General features: G+C 46.1%; 13 protein-coding genes. 12 read left to right on the forward strand and 1 reads right to left on the reverse strand.

Annotation, left to right across the window (positions count from 1 at the left end):
- The first annotated feature begins 5 nt into the window (after nucleotides 1-5).
- The 11 genes from ICC18_RS26890 to ICC18_RS26940 all read left to right on the forward strand — a co-directional run bounded on the left by ICC18_RS26890 (nucleotide 6) and on the right by ICC18_RS26940 (nucleotide 10032).
- On the forward strand, nucleotides 6-470 hold the full coding sequence (locus ICC18_RS26890) for a MarR family winged helix-turn-helix transcriptional regulator (RefSeq protein ID WP_188177514.1): 465 nt from the start codon (nucleotides 6-8) through the stop codon (nucleotides 468-470).
- A 47-nt stretch (nucleotides 471-517) separates the two neighbouring features.
- Nucleotides 518-1861: an SCP2 sterol-binding domain-containing protein gene (locus ICC18_RS26895; protein ID WP_188177515.1), complete on the forward strand. Its 1344-nt coding sequence runs from the start codon at nucleotides 518-520 to the stop codon at nucleotides 1859-1861.
- A gap of 318 nt (nucleotides 1862-2179) precedes the next feature.
- Entirely contained in the window at nucleotides 2180-2962 is a 783-nt protein-coding gene (locus ICC18_RS26900) for an SDR family oxidoreductase (RefSeq protein WP_188177516.1), read from the forward strand.
- A gap of 411 nt (nucleotides 2963-3373) precedes the next feature.
- The gene (locus ICC18_RS26905; RefSeq protein WP_188177517.1) at nucleotides 3374-4048 is read left to right on the forward strand and encodes a response regulator transcription factor; all 675 of its coding nucleotides are present in this window, start codon (nucleotides 3374-3376) and stop codon (nucleotides 4046-4048) included.
- The gene (locus ICC18_RS26910; RefSeq protein WP_188177518.1) at nucleotides 4033-5130 is read left to right on the forward strand and encodes a HAMP domain-containing sensor histidine kinase; all 1098 of its coding nucleotides are present in this window, start codon (nucleotides 4033-4035) and stop codon (nucleotides 5128-5130) included. The genes ICC18_RS26905 and ICC18_RS26910 overlap by 16 nt, the downstream gene beginning before the upstream one ends.
- A gap of 100 nt (nucleotides 5131-5230) precedes the next feature.
- Nucleotides 5231-6655: a serine hydrolase domain-containing protein gene (locus ICC18_RS26915; RefSeq protein WP_223192896.1), complete on the forward strand. Its 1425-nt coding sequence runs from the start codon at nucleotides 5231-5233 to the stop codon at nucleotides 6653-6655.
- 341 nt (nucleotides 6656-6996) lie between these two features.
- Nucleotides 6997-7344: a YciI family protein gene (locus tag ICC18_RS26920; RefSeq protein WP_188177519.1), complete on the forward strand. Its 348-nt coding sequence runs from the start codon at nucleotides 6997-6999 to the stop codon at nucleotides 7342-7344.
- A 4-nt stretch (nucleotides 7345-7348) separates the two neighbouring features.
- Complete coding sequence (locus ICC18_RS26925; protein WP_223192897.1) at nucleotides 7349-8575, forward strand: RNA polymerase sigma factor; 1227 nt, start codon at nucleotides 7349-7351, stop codon at nucleotides 8573-8575.
- Entirely contained in the window at nucleotides 8572-8943 is a 372-nt protein-coding gene (locus ICC18_RS26930; RefSeq protein ID WP_188177520.1) for a hypothetical protein, read from the forward strand. The genes ICC18_RS26925 and ICC18_RS26930 overlap by 4 nt, the downstream gene beginning before the upstream one ends.
- A gap of 174 nt (nucleotides 8944-9117) precedes the next feature.
- Nucleotides 9118-9630, forward strand: a complete 513-nt coding sequence (locus ICC18_RS26935) for a putative periplasmic lipoprotein (protein WP_188177521.1) — start codon at nucleotides 9118-9120, stop codon at nucleotides 9628-9630.
- Between the two features lie 72 nt (nucleotides 9631-9702).
- Nucleotides 9703-10032, forward strand: a complete 330-nt coding sequence (locus ICC18_RS26940) for a hypothetical protein (protein WP_188177522.1) — start codon at nucleotides 9703-9705, stop codon at nucleotides 10030-10032.
- A 165-nt stretch (nucleotides 10033-10197) separates the two neighbouring features.
- On the opposite strand, the gene ICC18_RS26945 is transcribed toward ICC18_RS26940, so the two are convergent.
- Complete coding sequence (locus ICC18_RS26945; RefSeq protein ID WP_188177523.1) at nucleotides 10198-10878, reverse strand: nitroreductase family protein; 681 nt, start codon at nucleotides 10876-10878, stop codon at nucleotides 10198-10200.
- A gap of 140 nt (nucleotides 10879-11018) precedes the next feature.
- Here ICC18_RS26945 and ICC18_RS26950 point away from each other — a divergent pair, with 140 nt between their 5' ends.
- Nucleotides 11019-12365 (forward strand): aminotransferase-like domain-containing protein, encoded by a 1347-nt coding sequence (locus ICC18_RS26950; protein WP_188177524.1) that lies wholly within the window; start codon nucleotides 11019-11021, stop codon nucleotides 12363-12365.
- Nucleotides 12366-12590 lie beyond the last annotated feature (225 nt).

The raw sequence follows: 12590 nt of genomic DNA on the forward strand, positions 1-12590 counted from the left end.
TATTTATGAGAGAACATAATTCAACTTCAGATTTTTCAGGGACGACCGATTATACAGCAGAGTGCGCTTGCTTTAATTTAAGAAAAACGTCCCGGTTCATTACCAGTTTATATGAAGAATATTTAAGACCAGTCGGGCTTCGGGCAACCCAATTGTCTGTCCTTATGGCACTTGAACAGGCCGGATCTGTCACCATTACATCTCTCTCCGAAATTCTTCTAATGGATCGGACCACATTGCCACGGGATCTCAAGCCGCTTGAGAGACAGGGCTGGGTGTCGATCACGGAAGGGGAGGATCGCAGGAAACGATTTATTGCTCTGACACCCGAAGGCCGGGACCTTCTTAAGCGTGCGCTGCCGTTATGGGAACAGGCGCAAATCCGTATTCGGGATTATATGGGCGATGACCGTTATAAAGGTTTGCTTGGTCAATTGTCTGATATCGTTAAGTTGAACAGGCAAGATTAATTTTTTTTCACCTAAAAGGTGTATATACACTTAATGAGAAAGGATAGATGAAAGTGGCCGATATGAAAAAACATCCCACAGTTGTGCGTTACTACGAATCCTCTGCGCAATCCGCCACTCTTGACAACGAAACGCTTGATTATGAGTGGATACGTGAATTGTGTCTTGAGGCCGGAGCTGACGATGTCGGGGTTATATCCATTGAACGCTCCGAATTGGATGATCAGCGTGATGACATTCTGTCCGCATTTCCGCATGCTAAGACAATGATCAGTTTCGTTGCCAGAATGAATCGAGAACCGATCCGCACACCAGCACGATCCCTTGCCAATATTGAATTTCATCATACCGGCGATAAGGTAGCGGAGACAGCCCATCACATCGTGTCCGCATTGGAAGCGCGAGGGATACGGGCTTTAAATGCAGCCATGGGTTTCCCGATGGAGATGGATAAGTTTCCCGGCAAGACCTGGGTCGTTTCGCTCAAGCCTGTTGCCGTTGCGGCAGGGTTAGGCCATATGGGCATCCATCGCAACGTGATTCATCCGAAATTCGGAAACTTCATTCTGCTTGGCGCCGTTATGATCGATGCCCGGGTCAACAAGGAAGACCGGCCGATTGACTACAACCCGTGTCTGGAATGCAAGCTTTGCGTATCTGCCTGCCCTGTGGGCGCGATCGGTGCGGACGGACAATTTAATTTTTCTTCATGCGCTACGCACAATTATCGTGAGTTTATGGGCGGTTTCAGCGACTTTGTGGAAACGGTCGTGGACAGTAAGAACTTCAAAGAGTACCGGAATGAAGTACCGATAACCGAAACGACTTCCTGGTGGCAAAGTTTGAGTTTCGGGGCTAACTACAAAGCAGCTTATTGCTTATCGGTTTGTCCGGCGGGCGATGATGTGATCGGGCCGTTTCTGAAAGACCGTAAAGGGTTCATGAATGATATATTAAAGCCGTTGCAGGCCAAAGAGGAGACGATCTATGTAACTCCTGGCTCCGATGCGGAAGCGTATGTCATGAAACGTTTTCCCCATAAAACGGTAAAACGCGTCGGGAATGGACTCAGACCGAACACGATCCGCCTTTTGATCACCCTGATGCCTCATGCATTCCAGCCGAAGCAGGCAACGGGTTTAAACAGCACCTATCATTTTACATTCACCGGAGATGAAACGAGACAAACGACAATCGACATTCGTGACAATAAGCTCCAGATTAGGGACGGTTTTCACGGCAAGCCGGATATTCGGATTACGGTGGATAGCAAAACGTGGCTTAAGATCGTGGGGAAGGAAAAAAATGTGGCTGCGGCATTGTTGACAAGAAAACTGCGGATCAAAGGGAACCCCAAATTGTTGATGAAATTTGAGAAATGCTTTGCTTAATAAGAGTGTGTATACACTATTATGCATAGGGGGATTGAATCCGATGCATTATTGGAGAAAGACGGCAATCATTGGTGGTTCGATGAGACGCATGAAAAACATTCAAAACCGAAGGCGGCGAACGATATGCCTATCTCACAAACCATCGTTTAGCGATCGATATGATAGTTTTGGCAATAAGCTTGCACAATACTTTGCTTGGGATTCGGGTATTTGCAGGAACCTTACGATCTTTGGAAATCTTGTTGCACAATAAAGCATGCAAAGCCACTATATAAATCATTTATAGAGTCATTTATAGAGAAAGGATTGATTTTTATGAAAATGGATTCCAACACAATTCTTATAACGGGTGGAACGTCCGGGATTGGACTCGAGCTTGCTGCTCAGCTCCTTCAGCTTGGGAACACGGTAATTATTACCGGCCGGGATCAGTCCAAACTGATCTTAGCCAAAAAGAAACTGCCAAACGTTCACACATTTCAGTGTGATGTAAGCGATCCAAAGGCAATTTCTGATCTTTTTGAAAAAGTAATCAGTCAATTTCCAGAATTGAATTTTCTGATCAATAACGCTGGGGTTATGCGTGCATTAAATCTTCATACCAAAGAGGTTGATTTAGAGGATATCAGCAGCGAGATTGATATTAACCTCAGCGGTTCGATCCGTATGGTGAAACAATTCTTATCGCATTTAAAGGCGAAGAAATCCGCTGCGATTATGAATGTCTCATCAGCGCTTGCATTTGTTCCTTATCCGGTATTGCCGGTATATTGTGCGACGAAAGCCGGTATTCATTCATTTACACAATCACTGCGAATGCAGCTAAAAAATTCGAATATTAAAGTATTTGAATTGGCGCCTCCAACTATTCAGACCCCTTTAATTAAAGCTCTTAATGGCTACGAGATCAAAGGCGTAAAGCCAATGGATGCCGGTAAGATGGTCAGGTACACAATCGAGAGTTTGAAAAAGGATCGCTTTGAAATCCTGCCGGGTCAGAGCAGTTTGCTGAAGTTCATGAGTCGTGTTGCACCTCAGTTTATGTTAAATCAGATGAGCAAAACTGTTGACAATATGCTGACTCAAACCAAAAGTTAACTATACGGAACTGTGGTATTTTAAACTCTTTGCGTTTAAAAAATATCCAACATGAAAAACAAAGGGAAAAATTGAACCGTTATGTGGGCGAAATGACAACTATGTCGATACTACGGATCCAAAGACGCAGCTTATCAATATGTAGGAGGACAAGAACATATATGCAAATGGAACCGCGCACTGCGCGGCTTTTTATTTTTATGGATATAAGCTAATGCCTACTGCAGAAGAGGTTAAATTTCATTAAGGTATTTAAAGGGGAATTTCGTTGTATCTCTAACGGTTTTGTAGTACCTTTTCCTTATCAGAAATGTATCTTACTTTTTATTTCAATTAAGGTGGATCGTGAAACAAACAATATTTCCAGGGAGGTTTATATGGGGACATTTGGGTACGGGAGATGGAGCATTGATGCCTAAAATACTGATCGTGGACGATGAAGCGGATCTTCGAAAGCTGCTGACCGATTACTTTGAAATCAACGGGTATTTCGTCATGACTGCCAAGGACAGCCGGGAGGCGCTGCAGAAGGTGGAACAACGACCCGATCTCATATTGCTGGATATCAACATGCCAGAGCAGAACGGTCTTGAATTATGCGAGAAAATCAGAGACTTCGTCTCTTGTCCGATCTTATTCTTAACTGCTCGAATCGAAGATGCCGATAAAATAGCCGGATTTCGGGTCGGAGGAGATGACTATATCCTGAAGCCTTTTAGCATTCGCGAGCTGGGTGCCAGGGTTGAAGCGCATTTGCGCAGGGAACAGCGAATCCAAACCAAAAACTCGGTGAGGTTTAACAATGATTTAGTCATTGACTATACGGCCCGGAATCTGTACTACCGGGATACACGAATTCCTCTGGCCAAAAAAGAATTCGACATTATCGAATTGCTGTCCATGCATCCCGGTATGGTGTTCGAGAAGGAACGCATATACGAAAATATTTGGGGCCTGGACAATGAAGGAGACAGCAGTGTGATCGCAGAGCATATCAGGCGAATTCGCTCCAAATTCAAGGAATGCGGCTGCAATGACCGAATCGAGACTGTTTGGGGAGTAGGATACAAATGGCCAAGCTCATGAATTGGCAACTGCTAAAGCGGCTCACCTTGCTGCAATCTTTTATTCTGTTATGCGTTCTCACACTCATTGCCGTACTTGTCGTCATCACCATGGAGTTTGCCTGGGCGGAGAGCCTGCGGAAGCGTATCGGAGAAACGGATTGGGTACTTCCCTCCCTCGTCGCGGCGGTGCTGCTAACCGTGACTGCCGGAATTGTCACCATGGCCGTTCTATTTTACAGATGGAAACTAAAACGTCCGCTGGAGATATTAAAGCAAGCATCCGAGAACATTTCGGCCAATGATCTAGGCTTCCGCATCTCCTATGATAGCCGGGACGAGATGGGCGAGCTGATCACCATATTTGAAAATATGCGCGCGCAATTGGAAAAAAACATAAAGACGCTCTGGCGTTCGGTTGAGGAGCGCAAACAGCTTAATGCGATTTTTGCCCATGACCTGAGGACGCCGCTGTCGGTGTTGAAAGGATACGCCGAGTTTCTCGCTACTTATTTGCCCGAGAAGAAATTGTCAGACGAAAAGGTGCTGGACCTGATTCATACCATGAACCTTCACATTCTGCGTCTGGAGAGCTATGCGGAGGCTATGGCCTCGATTCAGAAGCTGGAGGACGTCCCGGTGCATCGCAGGCCGATGGATACGACACCGTTGACGGCTTTGCTGAACGATAGCGCCGAACAACTCACAAGGCAGGTCGGTAAACGCTTCGTCTCTTCCATGGAAGACGCTAATATTACAATAAACGTGGATACCTATGTCGTCATGCAGGTTTTCGAGAACTTGGTAGCCAATGGGGCGCGCTACGCAGCCAGTCAGGTGAACGTTCGCTATGTCATCCAGGATGGCTCAATAAATATTACCGTCACGGATGACGGGCCCGGTTTCTCAGACGAAGCCCTGCACAAGGCTGATCTCCCTTTTTACCGCGGGGAGATGTGGGATGCGAACGAACATCGCGGGCTTGGCCTTTATGTTTGCAAGGTGCTGTGCGAAAAACATGAAGGGAGCCTGCAGGTCGAAAACCATCCTTATGGGGGCGGAAGCGTGACGGCAAGTTTTGGGATCGGGTTGATAAATAGTTGAAAATTATCTGATAGCATTTCCTTATCTTGAAAAGAAGGAGTGCTATGATGACGAAACTGCAAAAAAGAATGTATTACGCAATCAGCTGCTTGCTGATGTTATGTTTCGTGTGTGCTACGCCCGTATCCGCATGGAAGTCCGAGATCGTACTGAAGTCTGGCGGGACATCGACGAATACATGAATCGGAGCATGAAGGCCAATCACATCGAGGGTGCGTCTCTGGCAATTGCCAATAACGAAGAGATCTTCTACGCAAAAGGCTACGGTACATTCGCAGATGGCCAAAGCGTAACGGGCGACACGCCTTTTCCCATTGCTTCGTTAAGCAAGTCTTTTACCGCTTTGGCCGTGCTGCAGCTGGCGGATAAAGGCCGGATTGACCTCGATGCGGCTTACGCTTCCTATTTTTCCGAACTTTCGCCACGGGACCCCCGCGTTCGTGACATTACGGTCCGCCATTTATTGAATCAGACCAGCGGTCTGAATGACAAAATAAATCCCGATATGACGAGGACTCCGCAATTCCAATCACTGCATGAGGCGAAACGGTTATTAAACGAGGTTCAGCTTGCCCATGATCCCGGAACAACCTATAGCTACCATAATCCCAATTACGTGCTGTTGGCGAACCTCGTGGAAAGCGTCAGTGGTGAGCGCTTTTCGGATTACCTGAATCATCATGTTTTTAAACCGCTCGGAATGTACAATACCTTCAGTGTTAGCACGACGCAGCAAATCGATGGGAATGAGGCTATTCCGTCGGGACATTACTTGATTCTGGGGCGTTCCGTAAGCCGCTCTGAGCCGCTGTGGTTCGTTGACGGTGAAGCCGGCATTGTTTCAACCGCGGAAGACATGTCCCGGTGGATGCTTGCCCAGTACCGCGGCCACCTCCTTTCCCCGGCGCTGATGAAACAATATCATTCAGCCGGAGCCATCAGTCCGTACGGCATTGGCTGGCTTGCGGACCAAGACGAAACCGGCCGAACGATCTCCCACAGCGGCATTTTCTGGACGTACAAGTCGGAAGAAATGGTTTATTTGGACGAGCAGATGGGGATCGCGGTGATGTTTAATTCCGGTTTGAACGCTTTTGTGAATTACTCTGCGTTTATCGATGGAATCACGGATATTATGAGGGGAGAGAAGCCCGAAACCTCTTTTCTGAACGGCCGAAACATGGAAATGATCATGATTGCGCTGATCCTAGCGACGCTTGTATGGGGCTTGTATGCATATATTCGTATCCGTCGGAGGAAGAAACGCTTAACGACCGGTAAGTTGATTCTTATAACGGTCGGAAGGCTGATCCCTATCCTAATTCTCTTGTCCCTCTCACCATTGGTGACATTTATCGGCGGAGGGCGTGTGCTGCCTTGGTTCGGCATCTGGACCACCCTGTCGTCTTCAATCATATGGCTTGTTGTATGGTCGCTTGTCAATTTCGTGCACTTGGCTTGCTATTATAACGTCTATGTTCAGGATACAAAGAACGGCCGTTTGGAGTCATTCGCAGGATTTTAAAAAGAAAGCACGGTGAACCGAGTTCCTGCCCGAAAAGGGCATAGACCCGTAGAGCCATGGGATGGTAAACTTCCAGGGTATTCGTGGAATATGCGTGCAATAGTGTAAGATTTAGAAACGGCAAGCTTAGCATAACCTGCAAAAAAAAAGAAAAACCAAGTCATTTGATACGGGTTCTTGTACATCTCAGCTGTTTTCCGTTATCATTTTGAAAAAAAGGCTTCATTTATTTAATTTCTTAGAAAAAATGTTTCTGGAATGTAGAAATCGTTATCCTTAAATCGACTTTATCATGTGAGAGAAAATCACAAACCCAAAAAACAGTAAAGGAGCCAACAAACATGCATTTCACCCTTATGTTTTACGAGAGCCCTGAGGACTTCGCCGCACGAAAGGATCCGGCCAAGCAACAGGAATACCTTGCAGGCTGGTCCCATTATGTACATGCACTTCTCGAATCCGGAGTAGTTGTCAGCGGTTTTGGCCTCCACGCTCCTGAAACGGCTGCGACCGTACTACGTCGTAATGGCGAGATGGTTGTGGAAGATGGTCCGTTTTCCGAGACAAAGGAACAAATCGGCGGTTTATTCGTTATCGATGTACCCAACCTTGAAACAGCTCTTGAGTGGGCTGCGCGAGGCCCTGTTAATGCGGTTGAAGTCCGGGAAAATCTTCCTCCTATGAAATGATCATATGATGAACGCCCGCAACATTATCGAGGAGACGGCGCGTGATGCTTACGGAAGGTTAATTTCATATCTGACCCTAAACTGGCGAGATATTGAAGCTGTAGAGGATGCGTTGGCGGACGCGTTTGTTGCCGCATTAGAATCGTGGCCGAGGGCCGGCATTCCAGATAAACCGGAATCCTGGCTGCTTGCGGTAGCCAAACGGAAGCTTATCGACCGCGCCCGCCGTGAACGTGTTTCCGAACGAGCAATGCCAGCGTTGATCGCCCTGTCAGAAGAGTCCCAACAAATGTCGTCTACTGACACTGCATTTCCCGATGAACGATTAAACATGCTATTTCTTTGTACACATCCAGCAATCGATCAGTCGATACGAACACCGCTTATGCTTCAGACCGTGCTCGGAATGGATGCCTCTCGCATTGCGTCCGCATTCGTTGTAAAACCCTCTACGATGGGGCAACGACTTACTCGTGCTAAAGCAAAAATCCGCACCGAACGCCTTACGTTCGCAATGCCCGATGCCGAGGAATTGCCCCATCGCTTAGATGCCGTTCTTGAAGCCATTTATGCAGTATACGGTAGCGGATGGGATGATTTGACAGGTGTAGATCCTCGAAGGAAGGGATTGGTCCACGAGGCCATTTATCTGGGCAAGCTTCTTGCGAACTATTTGCCTGACGAACCTGAAGTTCAAGGGCTTCTAGCTCTAATGCTGCATTGCGAGGCCCGGCGAGAAGCCCGGATTGATGCATCGGGAAGCTATATTCCCCTGTCCGAACAGGATACTACACGTTGGTCAACTCTAATGATCATGGAAGCGGAACGTTGTCTTCGAATAGCATCGCAATCTAAACGGATCGGGCGATTCCAGCTGTTGGCTGCCATACAATCGGTGCATGCCCAGCGAGCGCGCACAGGGGTCATCGAATGGAAAGAAATCGCCTTGCTATATGAGGGGCTGGCCCAACTTAGTCCTACTATTGGAGTACTGGTCGGACGAGCAGCGGCGGTTGCAGAGGGATATGGAATGGAACGGGGTTTTGCGCTGCTTGAATCTATGCCTCGCGATAAAATCGTGAGTTATCAGCCTTATTGGGCTCTTACAGCCCATTTGCACATGCAATTGGGGAGACATGAGGAAGCCCGTTTGGCTTATAGTCGTGCCATTGGACTCTGTGAAGATCCGTCCATTCGGCAATTTTTATATCAACAAGCTAATCAAATTTGAATTCAAAAAAGCGGCAGTCTAGGATTTCCCAGGCTGTCGCCTCAAATCTCGCGCATCTATTAGAGTTTCCATATTCAAAAGATAAAAATGACGCTTACTGCGGGAGCTTACCACTTTATGTAGATGATGTTAATAAATTTGAAGTCATCGCGGGCGCAAGTTTTTCAATAATGTCTTCGCTTGACAGCTTCTTGGGTACTGAAAATGACCCGAGTGATAAATCATCAGAGTACGAACGTAATAAGCACGAGTATAATCGTAAAAAGTATGGGTTCATTACTGATGTTGTTGTTTACTCTGAAGATGGAAAAGCAAAAACTGATAAACTTACTTATAAAGGATATAGATTAGTAGAAGATAAAAGATAAATTGATCAAAGTAAAACCTACCATTATAGATAGCGCGGGGAACCGTATCACAAGTCATTACGCTAACTGGGAACGTTAGTTCAACGAAACAAGGAGTAGTATGCCGCGGCAGCTGCTCCTTGTTTTTGCAACAAAATTCCAGAATTTTACGTATAATTCTTGGGAGGTGCTTAAATGAAGAAATTATTAATAATAATTCACGCCTTGCTGAGCTTAGTTGCATGTGGTCAGCCTTCACCAGCTGAAGAACAAACTGCAAATCTCTCACGACCCAAGGATTCAGAAGTAGTTACACCAACCGTTTCTAATTCTGGAAAAGAACCTTTTACAGCAAGTATATCTGTCCCTAATGAAATAAAATCCAATGAAGAGTTCATCGTTGAGGCTACTCTAAAGAACTTATCTGATAATAATTTTACGATTGTACATGCGGCAGGTCTTTTTTATTTTTCTATAAAAGATAGTAATGGCAAGGGGGTTAATACATTTGTAATGCATAATGTAGGGAAATATCGCACTTTTCAAGGAAAAGGGACGATTACTGAGCGTTATACATACAAACTTGAAAAGCCAGGTTTATATGAAGTATCGGCAACTGCAAAATTTATGACTGGTGAAGGGGAAAATGAAAAACACTTAGCGCTTGAAACAAACAGGGCAAGTTTGGAGGTAATACCGTTGAACTAACGCAGGACGATAGTTGAGCGACAAAATGCATCAAAACCCTTCAGTAATCGTTAATATTAAGGGGTGAAAACAATGAAGATGATATCTATATTTTTTTTGATTTCTATGAGTCTATTTGTTATTTATCAATTTCAAAGACCCATTCTTACAGAAAATAATGCTATTATTAAAGCAAAAGAATATATGCAAGTAATAAACAAAAAAATGAACGCAGATATTGACTCGCAGAAATTAGCTGAATATTGTGTGCTTACGAATGATACGGTTTGGAACAAAATTATAGGAAATAGGCAATGGTCTGTTATGGTTGATGGTTATGGAGTAGATATCCAGGCTAATACAGGAGAATTTGTCCAGATGATAGGACCCTTAGATGGAGTCATTACGGAACTCCCCCAATAATGGTCTCATCATTTTACATTTGGGGGAAATTATGAAACACACTGTGATAAAGATAACTAAAAGACCGTTTAAAGCCATTTCACAGGCATAAACGGTCTTTTTGCACCAACATTTTTAGGTTGTCATACTTTTTCAGTGACCTCCCAGAACGATCGGCTGCCTTTTCTACGTTAACGGAGAATTGCTAGCATTAGGCTCAAACCCATTCCAGACGACCGTCCGCTCTACTGGGAAGCGAGAGGTAGCTGTGGCGGGTTTAGCTGCCTTGCCAATGGCGACGAGCAGAACCGGAATATAACGCTGTGGGACTTTAAACGCTTTGACGAAGGCGTCGGCGTCGAAACCGACCATCGGGCCAGAATCTAGACCTTTCGCTTTTGCGGCGAGCATAAGTTGCATGGCGGCCAGCGATGCGTTGCGAATCGCTTCGTCGCGCCGATAGGAGGATGTTTCGCTTACTGCATAAGCCTCTTCGATTTGAGTGAACAAGATTTGATGGGAAGTATATCCTGCATAAGCATCCTCAAGTCCGGCCCGGATGACGGGACCGTACACGATCTCGGCATTCCGATTGGCTTCCAAATCCCCGAGTATGGCGACGGTAACAGAAGCGTCAACGACTTGTTTTTGGCCATTCGCGATAGGAAGCAGCTTTTCCTTGGCTGCCGCATCGGTAAAGGAGACGAATTTCCAATGCTGAAGATTCCATGACGACGGTGCACTGCCCGCAATTTCCAATAGCTCCTTGATTTCTTGTTCGCTGAGTTTGTACGTTGCATCGAAATATCTGACGGAATGACGCTCACGGAATAGGGGGGAAAAATCGGTTTGCACAGTGGCTTTCATTACTACCAACTCCTCGTATAATTGTTCGTTACTTGAGATCATAGACCGATCAGTGGCTTGGTACAACCGCAAATATTCAAAAGTGTATTAATACAGTTGACTGAGTGTCATATAATGGTATCAGAAGGTGAGGGAGTGGAATGAAGAAATATTTGGACATTCTTTCCGATATGGAGCTAAAAATCGACGAAGGGCAATTCATTTCGGGGCAGAAACTGCCTTCAATACGCAATGCCGCGAAGCAGTACGGATGTAGCGCCAATACGATTACAAGGGCATACACGGAATTGGAAAATCGCCACGTTATCTACTCGATTGCCCAAAGCGGCTATTACGTGGTGGAGAAACCGGGGCACCGGTCGACCGTCGTGGAGAGTAAGATGATCGATTTCGCCTCCTCGTCGCCGGATCCAACTGTGTTTCCGTATTTGGATTTCCGGCACTGTTTAAACAAAGCATTGGATACATACAAATTCGACCTGTTCACCTGTGGAGATCCAAACGGTTTAGAGCCGCTTCGTCATACGCTCGCTTCCCATTTGGCCGGAGATCAAGTGTTTGCCAGAGCGGATCGGATTATCATAACGTCGGGAGTCAATCGGGCGCTCGAATTATTGGCGAAAATGCCGTTTCCGAACGGAAAATCGGTTATCCTGGTCGAACAGCCGAGCTATGATCTTTACTTGCGGTTTCTTGAGGCGGAAGGCGTATCTGTATGCGGAATCGCTCGAACGGCGGCTGGCATTGATTTACGGGAATTGGAGGAGAAATTCAAGCACGGCGGGATCAAGTTTTTCTATACCATGCCGAGGCACCACAGTCCGCTTGGAACCACGTATAGCGCGGATGAGAGGAAAATAATAGCCCGTTTGGCGAGCAAATATGACGTATATATCGTTGAGGACGATTACATGGCGGATTTAAGTGAAGAACGGGGAGTTGATCCTATATATGCATATAACGGTACTTCGCACGTCGTTTATTTGAAAAGCTTCTCAAAACTCATTTTCCCGGGACTCCGGCTCGGAGCCGCCGTTCTGCCGGAAAAGTTGCTGGAGACGTTCCGCGAATACAAACGATATGCGGACACCTCGCTGCTTTCCCAGGCTGCGCTCGAGTTGTATATCAAAAACGGAATGTACGAGCGTCACAAACATAAAATACGCAGTCAATACGGAGAGCGCATTCGCGCTCTGAACGAGGCGGTGCGACGCCATAATGATGAAGGATTACTGGAAATACCAGGTGTCAACTACGGTGTATACGTACCGTTCAAGCTACCGCGAAAGGTCAATCTGGAACGGCTTGTCATAAGACTTGCGGAGAAGAAGATCATGGTCGTCTCTGGCAAGCCGAGTTATTTATCGGATTATAGGGAGCGGGAAAAGTTTTTGCGGATTAGCATCTCGCGGGCGCGGATTGAGCAAATTGAGGAGGGAGTGGAGACGATCAATGAGGAAATTAAGCGGGAAGTCAAGTACCTATAAACTTTATTTGTATTTTTATTTTCATAAAGTTTTGAAGTAACAAATGAATTATCTGCCAGTGCCTACTCGTGTGAGAACAGAGAGCTGCTGTTTTAAGGTCAAGAAGAGAAATGCACCTGGGAGCCGTGCCGCCGAGAGGATGCCGTAAAGCCGGATCCATTCCTGTACGCAAACGAGCTACAGCGAGAAAATATTGCAATTGAAGAAGTTCCATTTCGCACCCTC

This window comes from Paenibacillus sedimenti (genome assembly GCF_014534655.1).
Taxonomy (GTDB): domain Bacteria; phylum Bacillota; class Bacilli; order Paenibacillales; family NBRC-103111; genus Paenibacillus_E; species Paenibacillus_E sedimenti.